18 protein-coding genes are annotated in these 16828 nt (G+C 65.5%); 12 read left to right on the plus strand and 6 right to left on the minus strand.

All coding sequences use genetic code 11. The features are described 5' to 3' along the window. Positions 1–4: 4 nt before the first annotated feature. From tssA to ffh, 6 genes are all read right to left on the minus strand, one after another. A complete protein-coding gene (gene tssA / locus GO615_RS04980) occupies positions 5–1069 on the minus strand; it encodes a type VI secretion system protein TssA (protein ID WP_169125935.1) in 1065 nt (354 codons plus the stop codon). A gap of 74 nt (positions 1070–1143) precedes the next feature. Next, the gene (gene gloA / locus GO615_RS04985; RefSeq protein ID WP_169125936.1) at positions 1144–1527 is read right to left on the minus strand and encodes a lactoylglutathione lyase; all 384 of its coding nucleotides are present in this window, start codon (positions 1525–1527) and stop codon (positions 1144–1146) included. A 14-nt stretch (positions 1528–1541) separates the two neighbouring features. Further along, entirely contained in the window at positions 1542–2315 is a 774-nt protein-coding gene (locus tag GO615_RS04990; RefSeq protein WP_339380132.1) for a M48 family metallopeptidase, read from the minus strand. Beyond that, positions 2312–3064 (minus strand): competence/damage-inducible protein A, encoded by a 753-nt coding sequence (locus GO615_RS04995; protein ID WP_169125938.1) that lies wholly within the window; start codon positions 3062–3064, stop codon positions 2312–2314. Before GO615_RS04995 ends, GO615_RS04990 begins: the two co-directional genes overlap by 4 nt. A gap of 3 nt (positions 3065–3067) precedes the next feature. After that, on the minus strand, positions 3068–3838 hold the full coding sequence (locus tag GO615_RS05000) for an EI24 domain-containing protein (protein WP_169125939.1): 771 nt from the start codon (positions 3836–3838) through the stop codon (positions 3068–3070). 12 nt (positions 3839–3850) lie between these two features. After that, positions 3851–5209: a signal recognition particle protein gene (gene ffh / locus GO615_RS05005; protein ID WP_169125940.1), complete on the minus strand. Its 1359-nt coding sequence runs from the start codon at positions 5207–5209 to the stop codon at positions 3851–3853. Positions 5210–5251: 42 nt separating this feature from the next. On the opposite strand from ffh, the gene GO615_RS05010 reads away from it, so the two are divergent. The 12 genes from GO615_RS05010 (at position 5252) to GO615_RS05065 (ending at position 16796) form a co-directional block, all read left to right on the plus strand. Beyond that, positions 5252–6079 carry a cytochrome C assembly family protein gene (locus tag GO615_RS05010; RefSeq protein WP_169125941.1) on the plus strand — a complete coding sequence of 276 codons (828 nt, stop codon included), beginning with the start codon at positions 5252–5254 and terminating at the stop codon, positions 6077–6079. A gap of 103 nt (positions 6080–6182) precedes the next feature. Continuing rightward, positions 6183–7898 (plus strand): type IV-A pilus assembly ATPase PilB, encoded by a 1716-nt coding sequence (gene pilB / locus GO615_RS05015; RefSeq protein ID WP_169125942.1) that lies wholly within the window; start codon positions 6183–6185, stop codon positions 7896–7898. Between the two features lie 16 nt (positions 7899–7914). Then, on the plus strand, positions 7915–9150 hold the full coding sequence (locus GO615_RS05020; RefSeq protein ID WP_169125943.1) for a type II secretion system F family protein: 1236 nt from the start codon (positions 7915–7917) through the stop codon (positions 9148–9150). A 54-nt stretch (positions 9151–9204) separates the two neighbouring features. Continuing rightward, positions 9205–10056 carry a prepilin peptidase gene (locus GO615_RS05025; RefSeq protein ID WP_169125944.1) on the plus strand — a complete coding sequence of 284 codons (852 nt, stop codon included), beginning with the start codon at positions 9205–9207 and terminating at the stop codon, positions 10054–10056. A 124-nt stretch (positions 10057–10180) separates the two neighbouring features. Then, positions 10181–10444: an FmdB family zinc ribbon protein gene (locus GO615_RS05030; RefSeq protein ID WP_169125945.1), complete on the plus strand. Its 264-nt coding sequence runs from the start codon at positions 10181–10183 to the stop codon at positions 10442–10444. A 15-nt stretch (positions 10445–10459) separates the two neighbouring features. Further along, positions 10460–11086, plus strand: coding sequence for a DUF502 domain-containing protein (locus GO615_RS05035; RefSeq protein WP_169125946.1), 627 nt, complete (start codon positions 10460–10462; stop codon positions 11084–11086). A gap of 45 nt (positions 11087–11131) precedes the next feature. Further along, positions 11132–12931, plus strand: coding sequence for an aspartate--tRNA ligase (gene aspS, locus GO615_RS05040; RefSeq protein WP_169125947.1), 1800 nt, complete (start codon positions 11132–11134; stop codon positions 12929–12931). A gap of 178 nt (positions 12932–13109) precedes the next feature. Continuing rightward, the gene (locus GO615_RS05045; protein ID WP_169125948.1) at positions 13110–14732 is read left to right on the plus strand and encodes a tetratricopeptide repeat-containing response regulator; all 1623 of its coding nucleotides are present in this window, start codon (positions 13110–13112) and stop codon (positions 14730–14732) included. 55 nt (positions 14733–14787) lie between these two features. Next, positions 14788–15150: a guanyl-specific ribonuclease gene (locus GO615_RS05050; protein ID WP_169125949.1), complete on the plus strand. Its 363-nt coding sequence runs from the start codon at positions 14788–14790 to the stop codon at positions 15148–15150. A 14-nt stretch (positions 15151–15164) separates the two neighbouring features. Continuing rightward, positions 15165–15608 (plus strand): barstar family protein, encoded by a 444-nt coding sequence (locus GO615_RS05055; protein ID WP_169125950.1) that lies wholly within the window; start codon positions 15165–15167, stop codon positions 15606–15608. An 8-nt stretch (positions 15609–15616) separates the two neighbouring features. Next, positions 15617–16072, plus strand: a complete 456-nt coding sequence (gene nudB / locus GO615_RS05060; RefSeq protein ID WP_169125951.1) for a dihydroneopterin triphosphate diphosphatase — start codon at positions 15617–15619, stop codon at positions 16070–16072. A 307-nt stretch (positions 16073–16379) separates the two neighbouring features. Continuing rightward, entirely contained in the window at positions 16380–16796 is a 417-nt protein-coding gene (locus GO615_RS05065; RefSeq protein WP_169125952.1) for an Hsp20/alpha crystallin family protein, read from the plus strand. The last annotated feature ends 32 nt before the right edge of the window (positions 16797–16828 follow it).

Genomic DNA, 16828 nt, shown 5'->3' on the forward strand with positions numbered 1-16828 from the left:
CCGTTCAGCGCCCGGGCACATCCTGGGACACGAGCCCGAGCAGCTCCTCCACGTGCGAGAGCGCCCCGTCGTCGCGGACCACGGTGCGCAGCCACTCGTGCAGCGACATCTCGCCCCAGCGTGCCGCCTTGTCGGCGAGATAGGCCACCGGACTGTGAGGCTCGGTGCGTCGGAAGAAGTCCGCCACCTCGCGGAGCCGCGCTATCGCATCGGCCCGCGTAGCGATCACCCCCTGAACCGCAGCACCCGGTGCCCGCTCACCGGCGGGGCTGCGCCCGCCGCCCGCGGGCGCAGCCCCGAGCAAGTGCGGAGTCGGGGCCGGCGCCTCGCCACCGAACCGCCGCGCGGTCTCCAGCACCTCGATGAGCGCTTGGCGTGCATCGTCGAAACCCGGGCCATCCAGTCCGAGCTTGGCATCCACGACCCGCTCCAGCTCGTCCAGCGCCCCCCGCGCCGCTTCCGCCTCGGCGGCAACGCGGCTGAAAAAATCACGGGACGTGTCGCGGCGCGCGGCCTCGAATTGATCGAGCGTCACCGGCGCGGCACGCATGAGGAACTCGGCTTCCTGCGGGTTCCGCTCCAGGCAGGCGGCCAGATTACGCGCGGATTCGAGATCACCCATCGAGAAGGATCCCCGCGGGGAATCGGTAATGGGCGTATCGCGCACGATGCGGCGGGACTGGGCCACCAGCCAGTCGAGATTGCCGGCACGCATCTCCTGGTCACCGTCGTCGGGAAGCGGATGGATGTCATCCCAATACGCTTCGCACAAGCCGGCCACCAGGCGGTAGCCATCGGCGAGACCGGCGAATCCGCGGGTTCGCGCCACCGCCTCGGTCAACCAGACGGCGAGACGGACATCCTTCGCCCTGGATGCCAGCGCATCCTCGCAAAGACGGGCAACGCGCGGCCAGTCGGCCTCTTTGAGCGGTCTCACCCACTCGCCCTGACTCACCGAGGGGTCGTCGCAGCGGCGCGCCTCCTGGATCTCGTCGAACAGCGCAGAGAAGGTGAGGTCCTCGCCGCAGCGATTACCGGCCAGCGGGCGAAGCAGTGGAGCAAAATCCATGGGCGGTTCCGGTTCAGGCCAAACCGCCATTTTACATGACACTGACATTACCCTGACGGCATCAGAGAATACTTTCAGGCGTGCTGGATGAGCTCGATCTTGTAGCCGTCCGGATCCTCGACGAATGCGATCACGGTCGTGCCGTGCTTCATCGGCCCCGCCTCGCGCACCACCTTGCCGCCACGCGCGCGGATCTCGTCGCACGCACGGTAGGCATCGGGAACCGCCAGCGCGATGTGGCCGAAGGCATTGCCCATCTCGTAGGAATCCACGCCCCAGTTGTGCGTGAGCTCGATGACGGCGCCGGCGGACTCGTCCTGGTAACCGATGAAAGCCAGCGTGAACTTCCCCTCCGGGTAGTCGTGGCGCCGCAGCAGCCGCATCCCGAGGACCTCGGTGTAGAACTTGATCGAACGATCGAGGTCGCCAACGCGCAGCATGGTATGAAGCAGTCTCATTTCAACGGTCCTCTTCAGTCTTCAGCAAGAAGCGCCGCGTCGGCGCCATCGATGACGGGCAGCGCCCGCCCGACGTCGCGCAGTCGCGCGCGCGCCGCCTTCCAGTCCGGATAGAGCGCGCCCACGACAGCCCAGAAACGCGGCGAGTGGTTCATTTCGGCAAGATGTGCCACCTCATGGGCGACAACGTAGTCGATCAGTGCCGGCGGCAGGTGGATCAGGCGCCAGTGCAGACGGATACCGCTGCGGCTGCTGCAACTGCCCCAGCGCGTGCGTGCCGAGGACAGGCGTACCGGAGGCACGGCCTGGCCGAGCCGGAAGCAGAACTCCGCGACACGTTCGCCATACCACGGCAGGGCACGCGCGCGCAGCGCACGGACGAGTGCCTTGCGGGCGCCCGCGCCGTCGGGCACTACCAGCTCTTCGACACCGTCCACCCCCAGGCGCCAGCGCGCGGAACGTACACCGCCCGCGAGGCGCAGGCGGCAGGTCTCGCCCAGCAACGGGAACAGGGCACCATCCTCGACTGCCATCGCCGCGAGCGGCACCCGCGCGGCGAGCTTCCCCACCAGCCAGTCATGGTGGCTACGGATGAAGCGGTCGATTTCGGGCTGCGTCGCGGGCCACGGCACGGCGACACGAACCCCGCGTTGATCGACCTGCAGCGCGAAGCTGCGTCGCGGAGAGCGGCGCAGCACATAGTCGAGATCCCGTTCGCCGAGACGGATGCTGCGGGACTCCTCGGTCGCCGGCCGCGACGGGCGCGCCAGACCCGCGGCTCGGCTCACGCCTTCGCCTGCCATGCGTATCCGCGCGCTCCGACCTCTGCGCAGATGCGCGCCATTGCAGCCGAGACGCTCGCCGCGGGGCCTTTCACGCCAAGCTCGATGGTCCGCAGTTCGCCCGGCGCCGTCGGCACGCTGGGCAGGCTGAACAGCTCCAGCTCGGGAAACGCTGCGGTCACGGCCTCCATCAGATCGACAAGCTTTCCCTCCATGGCATCCAGCACTGTGATCGCCGCTTCGGTGAAATCATCGGCATGGTGAAGGTGGCGGAACTGCGTATCGAGCACCCATTCGATCATCGGCCACGCCATCACCGGGAAGCCGGGCACAAAGTAATGCCCGCGGATCGAAAAGCCCGGCACCTGGTTGTACGGATTCGGGATGATCGCGCTGCCCTGCGGATAGGTGCCGAGCTGCAGGCGATGCGACGTAATCTCGGCGCCGAATTTCTCGCGCAGGATCGCCTCCGCCTCGGGGTGCAGCGCAAGTTCGACACCGAGCGCGGCCGCCGCGCTCTGGCGCGTGCGGTCATCGGGCGTGGCGCCGATGCCCCCGAAGCTGAATACCACATCGCCGGTCGCGAAGCTCTCACGCAGCGTCGCGACAAGCCGCTGCGCGTCGTCGCCGACATATCGCGCCCAGGCGAGCCTGAGTCCGCGCGCACCGAGCATCTCGACGAGTTTCGCCAGATGCTTGTCGCTGCGCCGCCCGGACAGGATCTCGTCACCGATGATGATCGCGCCGAACGCCATCCGCTATTCCCGCACCTGCGGAGCCGACAGCGCGTCGAGGACGGTCACGCCCCGCTCGATGCGCTCGCGCCGCAACGCTTCGAGCATGAAATGAACAAAGGCCAGACCGCAGAACGCGGGCGCCACGAGATTGACGAACGGCACATAGGCAAGCAGCGCGCATGCGCCGCCAAGCAGCAGCATCGACGTCCGCTGCACCCGAGGCAGCCGCCTGAGCTCCTCGCGATCGGCATGCAGCATCAGCGCGTCATAACCGAAGGCTCGCTGGTTCAGCCATGCGGTCAACACCACGGACGCGACAAGACCCGCCCCGGGGATCAACCAAAGCGGCAGCGAGATAACCATGCCTAGCAGAAACAGCAGCCCCGCGACGGTCGCATTCCACGCACTGCCCAAGTTCGAGCCGCCGCGACGCAACTCCAGTTCGCCATAATCCTTGCGCGCCACCTGCTCGAGCATCATCGGCAGTGCGATCACGGCGACCAGCAGGGCCGCCGTGACGTAGATCAGCGGCAGGAAGGCAAGCGCCAGCGCGATCTCGACGACGATCAGCGTGGCGGTGGCGCCGATCTCGGACGCGGCGATCCATTCGCCGACGAAGGCCCAGCCCTGAATCCAGGCCACGACCGTCTCGACCAGCGGGGACCATGTCAGGACCGCAACCGTCATCCAGGCGACGACGGCCAACAGACTGGGCCACACGAGGTGGACGAACACCCCCTTGCGCCCAAGGCTGCGCAGCGCCCGTCCGAACGCAAGCAGGATCTCGCGCATCGCCAGCCCCTCTCAGCGCATCATCCCGGGCAGCATACCCTTCATGCCGCGCATCATCTTCTGCATGCCGCCCTTGGAGAACTGCTTCATCACCTTCTGCGTCTGCTCGAACTGATTGAGCAGGCGATTGACTTCCTGCACCGTCACGCCCGCCCCCGCCGCAATGCGCCGCTTGCGGCTCGCCTTCAGGAGCTCCGGCTTGGCACGCTCCAGCGGCGTCATCGAATTGATGATGCCCTCGATGCGCCCGATGGCCTTCTCCTCGACGCCGCCCTGCAACTTTCCGGCCATCTGCGAGAACTGCGCGGGCAGCTTGTCCATCATCGAGGCAAGCCCGCCCATCTTGCGCATCTGCGCGATCTGCTCCTTGAAGTCGTTGAGGTCGAAGCCCTTGCCGGTCTTGAGCTTCTCGGCGAAAGCGCGCGCCTTCTCCTCATCGACCCCGCGCCGCGCCTCCTCGACAAGGCCGAGGATGTCGCCCATGCCGAGGATGCGGCTGGCCATGCGCTCGGGATGGAATTCCTCGAGGCCGGTGAGTTTCTCGCCGACGCCGGCGAACTTCAGCGGCTTGCCGGTCACATGGCGGACCGACAGCGCCGCGCCGCCGCGCGCATCGCCGTCGAGCTTGGTGAGCACGACACCGGTCAGCGGCAACGCCTCGTTGAACGCCCGTGCCGTGTTCACCGCGTCCTGGCCGAGCATCGCATCGACCACGAACAGTGTCTCCACCGGGTTGATCGCGGCATGGATTGCCTTGATCTCGTCCATCATCGCGGCGTCGATGGCGAGTCGGCCGGCCGTATCGAACAGCACCACGTCGTAGTAGTGGCGCCGCGCATGATCGACGACCGCGAGGGCGATATCGACGGGTTTCTGGTCAGGCGTCGTCGGGTAGAAATCGATCCCCGCCTGCGCCGACACTGCTTTCAGCTGCTCGATCGCGGCGGGCCGGTAGACGTCCGCCGAGACCGCGAGCACCTTCTTCTTCATCCGCTCGTGCAGCAGCTTGCCGAGCTTGCCGGTGGTGGTCGTCTTGCCGGCGCCCTGCAGGCCGGCCATCAGGATCACGGCCGGTGGCTGCGTAGCCAGATTCAGGCCGGAGTGGGTTCCACCCATCAGCGCCTTGAGCTCGTCGTGCACGACACCCACCAGCGCCTGGCCGGGCGTCAGCGAGCCGACGACTTCCTGGCCGACCGCCTTCTCCTTCACCCGCGCGATGAAGTCCTTGACCACGGGCAGGGCCACGTCCGCCTCAAGGAGCGCAAGGCGCACCTCGCGCATTGCATCCTGGATATTGTCTTCGGTGAGGCGAGCCTGGCCGCGCAGGGTCTTGACGACCTTGGACAGGCGCTGAGTGAGATTGTCGAGCATATTGGCTGGGGCCCTAGGCCTTGGAGTAAACTGCGGGGAACTATGCAAACCATTCTACTTCATCTGTTCGCCGCGACGCTCTACGCGGTCCTGGGTGCCCACTTCTGGCGAGTCACGGCCCGAGCGGCGCCGAACCAGCCGCGGCGCAGCATGTCGGTCGCGGAGCGGCTAACGATGTTCGGCGCGATCGTCGCCCACGGCTTGGCGCTACAGGGAGAACTATTTCCTGGCGAAGGCATGCGCTTCGGCTTCGGCTTCGCCGTATCGCTCGTCATCTGGCTGGCGGTTTGCTTCTACTGGATCGAAACCTTCTACGCCCGCCTCGACGGACTGCACGGCTTCGTCGTCGCCGCCGGGGTTGCGGGCAGCCTGTTGCCCCTCGTTTTTCGCGGACAGCACCTCCTCGTCAATGCCGGCAGCCCCGGGTTCCGCGCCCACTTCATCATGGCCATGCTGGCCTACAGCGTTTTCACGCTGGCGGCGCTGCACGCGATGCTGATGGCCATCGCCGAGCGGCAGCTGCACAGCGGGCGGCTCACCAAGACCTTCGCAAGCCTGCCCCCGCTGCTCACGATGGAGACGCTGCTGTTCCGACTCATCGGCATCGCGTTCATCCTCCTGACCCTTACCCTGGGTTCCGGGGTCGTGTTCTCGGAAGCGCTGTTCGGGCAGCCTTTCCGCCTCGACCACAAGACCGTCTTTGCAATCGTCTCATGGCTGCTTTTCGGGGCCCTGCTGGTCGGACGGCGTGCCTGGGGCTGGCGCGGCCGCGTCGCGCTGCGCTGGACACTGGCGGGCTTCATTGCGCTGGTTCTCGCATATGTCGGCAGCCGTTTCGTGATCGAGGTGCTGCTCGGGCGCGCCACCTGAGCGAGGGCGGGCGGCCCCGACTGCCGCCGGACGTTTCGACCGCGACCTTTACAATTCCTTACGCGGCGGGCAAGATCGAATGTCAGTTAGCTAAGACCGGGACATGGCAGCAAACCCCCAGACCGCCCTGAGCGGACTCGCGCGAGCACTGATCCAGCACGGCCGGCTCACCGAAGCCGATGCGGCGGCGTGCACCAAAAGCGCGGCAAACGTCCCGAACGGCTTCATCCTCGAACTTGCGCAACGCAAACTCCTGACCACCAAGGCCGTCGCCTGGTTCGCCGCCGAGACCTTCGGCTACCCGCTGCTCGACATTTCGTCCGTCGATCGCACCAGCATCCCCCGCGATGCGATCGACCGCAAGCTGATGGCCAAGCACCAGGTCGTCGCCCTGGGGAAACGCCAGAACCGCCTCACCGTTGCGACGGCCGATCCGTCCAACATGCGCGCGCTCGACGAGATCCGCTTCCAGACCGGGATGCAGGTCGACCTCATCGTCGTCGAGGCCGATCGCCTGGCACGCCTTGCCGAAACCCTGTCGGAATCGACCGAGGACACGCTCAAGGACCTGACGGGCGAAGAGTTCGACATGGACCTCCTGCAGGACCAGGAGGCCACGGAGCAGGCCAGCGAGGACGCCTCCGCGGAAGTCGATGACGCCCCGGTCGTCAAGTTCATCCAGAAGGTTCTGATCGACGCCATCAATGAAGGCGCGTCCGACATCCACTTCGAGCCGTACGAAAAGTACTACCGCATCCGCGTCCGCACCGACGGCATCCTGCGGGAAATCGCCCAGCCGCCGCTGATCCTGAAGGAGAAGATCGCGGCACGCATCAAGGTCATCTCGCGCCTGGATATTTCGGAAAAGCGCATCCCGCAGGACGGGCGCATGAAGCTCGTCCTGTCTAAGAACAAGTCGATCGACTTCCGCGTGTCCTCGCTGCCGACCCTGCATGGCGAAAAGATCGTCATGCGTATTCTCGATGCATCCTCCGCGATGCTGGGGGTCGACGCGCTCGGTTACGAGCCGGAGCAGAAAAAGGTGCTGCTCGATGCGATCGAACGCCCATACGGCATGATCCTCGTGACGGGACCGACCGGATCGGGCAAGACCGTCTCGCTCTACACCTGCCTCAACATCCTCAACAAGCCCGGCGTCAACATCTCGACGGCCGAGGACCCGGCGGAAATCAACCTGGCCGGCATCAACCAGGTCAACGTGAACGACAAGGCCGGCCTGACCTTCGCCGCATCGCTGCGCGCCTTCCTGCGCCAGGATCCGGACGTGATCATGGTCGGCGAAATCCGCGACCTCGAAACTGCCGAAATCTCCATCAAGGCGGCACAAACCGGCCACCTCGTGCTGTCGACGCTGCACACCAACGACGCCCCGACCACGCTCGAGCGCCTGCGCAACATGGGCGTCGCCCCGTTCAACATCGCTTCCTCCGTCATCCTGATCACCGCACAACGCCTGGCGCGACGCCTGTGCACGTGCAAGCAACCAGTCGATATCCCGGTGGAAGCCCTGCTCGAGGCAGGCTTCAGCGGCGAGGACCTCGACGGCAGCTGGCGCCCTTACGGCCCTGTCGGCTGCGAACGCTGCAAGGGCAGCGGCTACAAGGGGCGCCTGGGTATCTATCAGGTGATGCCCATTTCCGAGGAAATTGCCCATATCATCATGACCAACGGCAATTCGATGGACATTGCGGCACAGGCTCAGCGCGAAGGCGTCCGCGACCTGCGCCAGTCCGGCCTGCTGAAAGTGAAACAGGGTGCAACCTCGCTCGAGGAAGTGCTCGCCACCACCAACGAATAGGGAACATCGAACGCTCATGGCGACCACCACCACCCGAGCCAGAGGCGCCGCTGCCGGCCCCAAGGAAACCCTCTACACGTGGGAAGGCAAGGACAAGAACGGCAAGCAGGTGCGCGGCGAAATGCGCGCCAGCGGCGAGTCGGTCGTGCAGGCCACGCTGCGCCGTCAGGGCGTGCAGGTCCTCAAGGTCAAGAAGGCCAAGATGTCCCGCGGGCACAAGATCACCGACAAGGACATCGCGCTGTTCACGCGTCAGCTGGCGACGATGATGAAGTCCGGCGTACCACTGCTGCAGGCCTTCGACATCGGCATCAAGGGCTCCGGCAACCCCAGCCTGGCACGCCTGCTCAATGAGGTGCGCAACGACGTCGAGACCGGCTCCAGCCTCTCCCAGGCCTTCAGCAAGCATCCCGTGTATTTCGACAAACTGTTCTGCAACCTGGTCGGCGCCGGCGAGCAGGCGGGCATCCTCGACGGCCTCCTCGACCGCATCGCGACCTACAAGGAAAAGATTCTCGCGATCAAGGGCAAGATCAAGTCCGCGATGTTCTATCCGATGGCGGTCATCGTCGTCGCTGCGATCGTCGTGACGGTGATCATGCTGTTCGTGGTGCCCGAGTTCAAGAAGGTGTTCGCGAGCTTCGGTGCCGAGCTGCCCGCGCCGACAATGGTCGTGATCGGCATCTCCGACGCGTTCGTAGAATATTGGTACGTCGTGTTCGGCCTCATCGCGGGCGTCATCACGGGAATCAGCTACACGTACAAGCGCTCGACGGCGATGCAGATCGCACTCGACCGGATAATTCTCAAACTGCCCGTCGTCGGCGATATCGTCCTGAAGGCGACGATCGCGCGCTGGACGCGCACGCTATCGACGATGTTCGCAGCGGGTGTGCCGCTTGTCGAAGCCCTCGATTCAGTCGGCGGAGCCTCGGGCAACTATGTATACCAGACGGCGACGAAGCAGATCCAGAACGAAGTGAGCACCGGCACCAGCCTGACCGTGGCGATGCAGAACTCCAGCGTCTTCCCCAGCATGGTCGTGCAGATGGTGTCGATCGGCGAGGAGTCCGGCCAGCTCGACTCCATGCTCGGCAAGGTCGCAGACTTCTTCGAGCAGGAAGTTGACGACGCTGTCGCGGGCCTGTCGACCCTGCTCGAACCGCTCATCATGGTCTTCCTCGGCGTGGTCATCGGCGGCCTCGTCGTCGCGATGTACCTGCCGATCTTCAAGCTCGGCCAGGTCGTCTGACCCCTCCCTGCCGCCCGGCCCCGACGCGCCGGGCGGCGCCACACAAGCACGACCATGCCAGACTTCCTTCGCGACCCGATCGTCTTCACTTTCCTTGCCACGCTCCTCGGCCTTTTCGTCGGCAGCTTCCTGAACGTCGTGATCCATCGCCTGCCACAGATGATGGAGCGCGAATGGCACGCGCAGGCGGCGGAACTGCGCAATGAACCGCTCCCGCAGCAGGAAACCTTCAACCTCGCCACCCCGCGCTCGCGCTGCCCGCATTGCGGGCACCTGATCACCGCGCTGGAGAACATCCCGGTTGTCAGCTACCTGATGCTGCGCGGGCGCTGCCGCCATTGCAGCGCCCCCATCAGCCGCCGCTACCCCGTGGTCGAAATGCTGACGGCCGTCCTGTCGGGTTACGCGGCCTGGCACTTCGGCTTCGGCTTCGCCAGCCTCGGCGCCCTCGTCTTCGTGTGGACGATGATCGCCCTGGCCTTCATCGACCTCGACACCCAGCTTCTGCCCGACAGCCTGACGCTGCCCCTGCTGTGGCTGGGACTCGCGCTCAACCTCGGCGGGACCTACGCGGACATTTCCACCAGCGTGATCGGTGCGATGGCCGGCTACCTGGCGCTGTGGTCCGTGTATTGGCTGTTCAGGCTGGCAACCGGCAAGGAAGGCATGGGTTATGGCGATTTCAAGCTGCTCGCCGCCATCGGGGCCTGGCTGGGATGGCAGATGCTGCCGCTCACGATCCTGTTCTCGTCGCTGGTCGGCGCGGCGGTCGGCATCAGCCTGATCGTCTTTGCGCGACACGGCCGCAACGTCCCCATCCCCTTCGGCCCCTATCTTGCTGCGGCCGGCGTGCTGGCGATGTTCTGGGGGCAGAGCCTGACGAGCGCCTACCTCGGCAACCTCTAACGCGAGCTTGAATACTGCGCCCCAGCCCCCATATCGGAATGGTTGCCATGCGCGCGGCCGGCGCCTCCCTTCTCGCCAATGCTGCGTTGCGCTAGACTTCGAAGCTTGATTTCCGGAGGTTGCCATGCCCATTTATGAATATCGTTGCGACAGCTGCGGGTTCCAGAAGGAACATCTCCAGAAGATGAGCGACGAACCGCTCACCGTCTGCCCGTCCTGCAACGCGAACAGCTATCAGAAGCAGCTCTCCGCAGCGGGCTTCCAGCTGAAGGGCACCGGCTGGTATGCGACGGATTTCAAGGGCAGCGGCTCGTCCGCGCCGGCGAAAGCAGAACCCGCCGCTGCGCCCGCCGGCTGTGGCGGCGCGTGCGCCTGCCACCCGGGCTGAGGGCGTCCGCGGCACGTGAAAAAGTATTTCATCACCGGACTGCTGATCTGGATCCCGCTGTCGATCACCTTCATGGTCCTGGCGTGGATCGTCGGCACGCTCGACCAGATCATCGAGTGGCTGCCTAACGGCCTTCAGCCGAGGAGCCTGCTCGGCTTCGACATTCCCGGCGCCGGCCTCGTCGTCGGCCTTGTCATCCTGCTCAGCACCGGTCTCATTGCGGCCAACGTCATCGGCCAGAAGGTCGTCCGCTACTGGGAAGCCCTCCTCGCCCGCATCCCGGTGGTGAAGTCGCTCTACTACGGCGTGAAGCAGGTTTCCGATACGCTGTTTTCCAGCTCCGGGCAGGCATTCCGCAAGGCGCTGCTGGTCCAGTACCCGCGCCAGGGGTCATGGACGATCGCCTTCCTCACCGGCAAACCCGGCGGCGACGCTGCCAATCACCTCAAGGGCGAGCATGTCAGCGTGTACGTGCCGACCACGCCCAACCCCACCTCGGGCTTCTTCCTCATGATGGCCAAGGAAGACGTAATCGAACTCGACATGAGTGTCGATGAAGCCCTGAAGTACATCATCTCGATGGGCGTGGTGGCACCTTCCCCGCACATCGCTCCAGCGCGCCCGGCGCTCCTGAATGAGTAACCTCGCGGCCCGTAGCGGCCGCGCCTTCGTTTCGGAACTGAACCCATGCGAACCAAGTACTGCGGACAGGTAACCGCCGCCGATCTCGACCAGACCGTGACCCTGTGCGGCTGGGTCCACCGCCGCCGTGACCACGGCGGGGTCATCTTCATTGACCTGCGCGACCGCGAGGGGCTCGTGCAGGTCGTGTGCGACCCGGACCGCGCCGACACCTTCCGTACGGCGGAGTCGATCCGCAACGAATACGTGATCAACCTCACCGGCAAGGTGCGCCGCCGTCCCGCGGGCACCGAGAACGCCAACCTCGTCTCGGGCGAGATCGAGGTGCTTTGCCACACGATCGAGGTGCTCAACGCCTCTGCGACGCCGCCCTTCCAGCTCGATGACGACAACCTGTCCGAAAACGTGCGGCTGGTGAATCGCGTCATCGACCTGCGCCGTCCGCAGATGCAGAAGAACATGATGCTGCGCTACAAGGTGGCGATGGCCTTCCGCCGCTTCCTGGACGGGCAGGGCTTCATCGACATCGAGACGCCGATGCTCACCAAGAGCACGCCCGAGGGCGCACGCGACTACCTCGTTCCCTCGCGTGTGCATCCGGGCCAGTTCTTCGCGCTGCCTCAGTCGCCGCAACTCTTCAAACAGCTGCTGATGGTCGCCGGCTTCGACCGCTACTACCAGATCACCAAGTGCTTCCGCGACGAGGACCTGCGCGCCGACCGCCAGCCCGAATTCACCCAGGTCGATATCGAGACCTCGTTCCTGAACGAGACCGAGATCACCGCGATCATGGAAGACATGATCCGTTTCGTGTTCAAGGAAGCGCTCGCGGTCGAACTGCCGAATCCGTTCCCGCGCATGACCTATGCCGAGGCGATGCGCCGCTTCGGCTCGGACAAGCCGGACATGCGCGTGACGCTGGAACTCACGGAAGTCACCGATGCCGTGCAGGACGTGGCGTTCAAGGTGTTCAGCGGACCGGCGACCAGCGGCGGTCGCGTCGCCGCGCTGCGCGTACCGGGTGGCGCCTCCCTCACCCGCGGCGAGATCGACGAATACACCAAGTTCGTCGGCATCTACGGCGCCAAGGGCCTCGCCTATATCAAGGTCAATGACGCCACCCAGCCGAACGAGGCGGGCCTGCAGTCGCCCATCGTCAAGAACCTGCACGAGACCGCGCTGCGCACGATCCTCGAGCGAACCGGTGCGCAATCCGGCGACCTGATCTTCTTCGGCGCCGACAAGACCAAGGTCGTCAACGACGCCCTCGGCGCCCTGCGGATCAAGCTCGGCCACGAGAAGGGCTATGTCACCGGCGACGCCTGGCGTCCGCTGTGGGTCGTGGACTTCCCGATGTTCGAATACGACGAGGACGATAAGCGCTGGGTCGCCTGCCACCACCCGTTCACGAGCCCGAAGGACGACCACGTCGAACTGCTCGAGTCGAACCCCGGCGAATGCCTCGCGAAGGCCTACGACCTGGCGCTCAACGGCTGGGAAATCGGCGGCGGCTCGGTGCGTATCCACCGCGCAGAGGTGCAGTCGCGCGTGTTCGAGGCGCTCAACATCGGTCCGGAGGAACAGCAGGTCAAGTTCGGCTTCCTGCTCGACGCGCTCAAGTACGGCGCGCCGCCGCACGGTGGTCTTGCGTTCGGCCTCGATCGCATCGTAACCCTGATGACCGGCGCCGAGTCGATCCGCGACGTGATCGCCTTCCCGAAAACCCAGCGTGCTCAGTGCCTGCTCACCGACGCGCCGAGCGCGGTCGACGAGAAGCAGCTGCGCGAACTTCACATCCGTCTGCGCCAGAAGGTCGAGACGCAGGTCGAGGTCGCCAAGGCCTGACCGCTCACGCGCGCAGCATCATCGGAGGGCAGATGGGCGACCATCTGCCCTTTTTCTTTGGGCCGTGCGTGCCATCAGCAGCGGCATACGCGGAAAAGCTACAGAATTTCCCCGACATTGCCGTAAGCTTGGGAAACGCCCCCGACGTGGCGTCACCTGTTCAGCCCCAATCGATCCCATGGCAGACCTCGAACGCCTGAATCTCCTCATCGTTGAAAGCAACCAGGGCATGCGCAGCCAGTTGCGGTCGATGCTCAACAGCTTCGGGATTGCCAACGTCAAGTTCGCCCCCTCTGCCGGGGCGGCCATCAGCCGCCTGCGCGACCGACGCTTCGACGTGATCCTGAGCGAATACAGCCTTGGCGATGGCCAGGACGGACAACACCTGCTCGAGGATCTGCGCAACAAGGAGATCATTCCGCTCGACACGCTGTTCATCATGATCACGGGCGAGCGCAATTACGAACGCGTGGTCAGTGCGGCGGAGCTCGCGCCGAACGACTACATCCTGAAGCCGCTCACCCCCGACATGCTGCACATGCGGCTGTTGCGGGCGCTGGAAAAACGCGAGATTTTCCTGCCCGTCTACCGGCTCATCGAGGCCGGCGAAACGCAGCGGGCGATCGAAGTCTGCACGACCCGGGCGGAAACTCACCCGCGCTACCGCATCGACTTCCTGCGCCTGGAGGCGGAACTGCACGCCGCACTCGGGCACGTGGAACAGGCCGAGGGCATCTACCGCGAGATTCTCGCCGCCAAGGTGGTGCCGTGGGCAAGGCTCGGCCTCGCCAAGATGTTGTTCGCGAGGAAGGACTACGCCGGCGCGGAAGAGATCCTGAGCGCACTGGTGGCCGAAAGCAGCCGATACGTCGACGCCTACGACTGGCTCGCGCGCACGCGCGAGGAAACGGGGCGCATCGAGGAGGCGCGCGACGTGCTGACCAGCGCCGTCGCGCTGTCGCCGCACCGCCTGGGACGCCTGCGCCACCTGGGCAGTGTGCAGCTCACCGCCGGTGACGGCGCTGCTGCCGAGCGGACGCTCGCCGAGGTTGTGCGCAAGGGTAAATACTCGGATTTCCGCGACCCGGAAGACCACGTCCATCTGGTCCGGGCACAACTCAGCCAGGGCCGCACCGACGAAGCGCAGGCGACAATCCGCGATCTGGAGTCGAGCATGGGCGGGATGGCGGCGACGCCGGTATGCGCCTCGCTCTCGAAGGCCCTGTATCACACCAGCACCGGCGCGGGGGATCTCGCGCAGGCCGCGCTCCAGAATGCGCTGCAGGCAGGTGCGGCGCTGTCGTCCCTGTCGACCGACATGAAGCAGGAGCTCGTCAAGGCTTGCCTGGACAACCACATGGAGGCCGAAGGCAGCCAGCTGGTGATCGACATCCTGCGCAACGCAGCGGACGAGCGCACGGTGGAGAAGACCCGCGCGATCCTGCAGGAGCGGGGGCATGGCGAGCTGTCGAACGAGCTAGAGGAGCGCGTCCATGTCGAGGTGCGCGGGCTGATTTCCGCCGGCGCAGACATGGTCAAGGCCGGGGACTTCGACGGCGCAGTGCGGGAGATGATGGCCGCGGTGCAGAAGATGCCGGGAAATCCGCACGTGCTCTTCAATGCCGCACTCGCGCTGTTGCGGCACATCGAGAACCGCGGCTGGAACGAGCGCCTGGCGGCCCAGGCTCGCGGCCTGATCGCGCGCACGCGGCGGCTCGACCCCGGCAACCCGCGTCTCGATGCATTGAGCGGCTTCATGCAGCAGCTGGTCAGGAAATACAATCCGCGCCAGGGCGGTTGATCCCGGGAGGGCCGAATTCCGGCCCCCCGATCCGACCAGCCATCAGGAGATTCACTTGCGGGCACTGATACTGAGATTCGCGCTGTTCGCTGCAACGGCGCTCGCAGCCTTGCCGGGATGCGGCCGCGGGCCGGACAACGCGACGACCGACGCGCTCCCGCGCGAGGCGCAGGCGACGCTCGCGCTGATCGACCGTGGCGGACCTTTTCCCTATCGCAAGGACGGCACAGTGTTCCAGAACCGGGAGCGCCTGCTGCCCGAGAAACCGCGCGGTTACTACCGCGAATACACCGTGCCGACGCCGGGCGAGAACGGCCGTGGCGCGCGCCGCATCGTCACGGGGGGGAATCCTCCCGAGGTGTATTACTACACCGCCGATCACTATCGCAGTTTCCGCCGCATCGATCCGCGGCGCTGAAGCGGGAGAAAGGGATGGACGACCTTGATCGACTCGCCGACAGACTGCACCAGACCTCCGGCGCCGGGGTGTATCACTTGCCGGCGGACGGCGGGGGCGCCATAGCCGCCGCAGCCGCTGCGGTGGGCTTGGGAGTCGCGCGTGCAGACCTGTCCGGTTGCCGGGACAAGGCCGAGTTCCTGCGCCGGGTCGCTGCGGCACTGCGATTTCCCGATTGGTTCGGCCACAACTGGGACGCCCTTGCGGACTGTGCGACGGACATGAGTTGGTGGCCGGCCCAAGGCCACGTGCTGATCCTCGAGCACGCGGATGGATTTCGCATCGCCGCGGAACGGGACTTTCTCGAGGCGCTCGAGATTCTCGGGGAGGCGGCCGGCGACTGGGCCGCACAAGACGTTCCCTTCTGGATCTTCGTCGGGCTGACCGCCGACGGTATCGCCCGTCTGCGCGGATTCTGAGGCGAGCGATGGCCTACAAGCTGCCCGAGTCGGTGCTCGTCGTGGTACATACGCCGGCGCTCGACGTATTGTTGCTGCAGCGCGTGTCGCCGCCGGGCTTCTGGCAGTCGGTCACCGGCAGCCTGGAGCCGGGAGAATCGCCTGCGGAAGCGGCGCTGCGGGAGATTTGCGAGGAAACGGGGATCGCGGCCCGGCTGCAGGACCTCGTCGATTGGCGGCACTGCAACCGCTTCGCGATCCGCGAGGAGTGGCGCCACCGCTATGCGCCGGAGGTGTCCCACAATCTCGAGCACGTCTTCAGCCTGTGCGTGCCCGAGGGCCAGCCGGTCACGCTCGCGCCCGACGAGCACGACGCGACGCTTTGGCTGCCGCGCGACGCCGCTGCGGCGAAGGTCTTCTCGTGGACCAATCGCGATGCGATCCTGAACCTGCCCGATCACTTCCCGGCAGGCGGCAGACGCTAGGAACATCGCCTTCAGGCACGCCGGGCATTACTAACCCGCACCTTCGTCCGGAACCATGATCGCGGGCGGCAACGCCACACTCCGACGCGCGGGCTCGCCCGCCGGCATTCCGCGGGCAAAGAATGCCCCGCCGCGCCGACATGTCGATGTGACGCTCGACGGCTCGGATGAATGCGGATTTATTTCATCGAGGGGCCGCTCAGATGAATCCGCGATTGCACGCCAGGGGCCCTCTTCTCTCTTGAAATGCCGCATCCCGTATCTATATTTGGGATGAGAAGACCCTGTTGTCAGAGAGGAGAAAGCCATGAGCAACCTGATTCGTCGCGATCCCTTCGATGACCTGCTGCGCGGTTTCTTCGTCCGTCCGGTCGATATCGGCGGCGGCGTCAGCGAAGCTCCCCAGATGCGCGTGGATGTGAAGGAGGACAACGACGCCTACCAGGTCCACGCAGAACTGCCGGGCATCATGAAGGAGGATATTCACGTGCACATCGACGGCCCGGTGGTGTCGATCAGTGCCGAACGCAAGCAGGAGAAGGAGGTCAAGGAAGGCGAGCGTGTGCTGCGCACCGAGCGTTATTTCGGCAAGGTGTCGCGCAGCTTCCAGCTCGGCCAGGAAATCGACGAAGCCAAATCGAGCGCCAAGTTCAAGGATGGCGTGCTCGAGCTGAGCCTGCCCAAGAAGGCACATGAGCAGGTGAAGCGGCTGACGATCGACTGACGTCCCGACTGCTGCGCGTCCGGCAAGCCGCA

Origin of the sequence: Aromatoleum evansii (genome assembly GCF_012910805.1) — a bacterium.
GTDB lineage: Bacteria > Pseudomonadota > Gammaproteobacteria > Burkholderiales > Rhodocyclaceae > Aromatoleum > Aromatoleum evansii.

Coding starts and splice junctions, on each gene's coding strand:
- GO615_RS05065 (WP_169125952.1), top strand. CDS start 16,380: ATGAGCAACCTGATTCGTCGCGATCCCTTCGATGACCTGCTGCGCGGT.
- GO615_RS05025 (WP_169125944.1), top strand. CDS start 9,205: ATGCCAGACTTCCTTCGCGACCCGATCGTCTTCACTTTCCTTGCCACG.
- gloA (WP_169125936.1), bottom strand. CDS start 1,527: ATGAGACTGCTTCATACCATGCTGCGCGTTGGCGACCTCGATCGTTCG.
- nudB (WP_169125951.1), top strand. CDS start 15,617: ATGGCCTACAAGCTGCCCGAGTCGGTGCTCGTCGTGGTACATACGCCG.
- ffh (WP_169125940.1), bottom strand. CDS start 5,209: ATGCTCGACAATCTCACTCAGCGCCTGTCCAAGGTCGTCAAGACCCTG.
- aspS (WP_169125947.1), top strand. CDS start 11,132: ATGCGAACCAAGTACTGCGGACAGGTAACCGCCGCCGATCTCGACCAG.
- tssA (WP_169125935.1), bottom strand. CDS start 1,069: ATGGATTTTGCTCCACTGCTTCGCCCGCTGGCCGGTAATCGCTGCGGC.
- GO615_RS05000 (WP_169125939.1), bottom strand. CDS start 3,838: ATGCGCGAGATCCTGCTTGCGTTCGGACGGGCGCTGCGCAGCCTTGGG.
- GO615_RS05010 (WP_169125941.1), top strand. CDS start 5,252: ATGCAAACCATTCTACTTCATCTGTTCGCCGCGACGCTCTACGCGGTC.
- GO615_RS05030 (WP_169125945.1), top strand. CDS start 10,181: ATGCCCATTTATGAATATCGTTGCGACAGCTGCGGGTTCCAGAAGGAA.
- GO615_RS05055 (WP_169125950.1), top strand. CDS start 15,165: ATGGACGACCTTGATCGACTCGCCGACAGACTGCACCAGACCTCCGGC.
- GO615_RS05045 (WP_169125948.1), top strand. CDS start 13,110: ATGGCAGACCTCGAACGCCTGAATCTCCTCATCGTTGAAAGCAACCAG.
- pilB (WP_169125942.1), top strand. CDS start 6,183: ATGGCAGCAAACCCCCAGACCGCCCTGAGCGGACTCGCGCGAGCACTG.
- GO615_RS04995 (WP_169125938.1), bottom strand. CDS start 3,064: ATGGCGTTCGGCGCGATCATCATCGGTGACGAGATCCTGTCCGGGCGG.
- GO615_RS05020 (WP_169125943.1), top strand. CDS start 7,915: ATGGCGACCACCACCACCCGAGCCAGAGGCGCCGCTGCCGGCCCCAAG.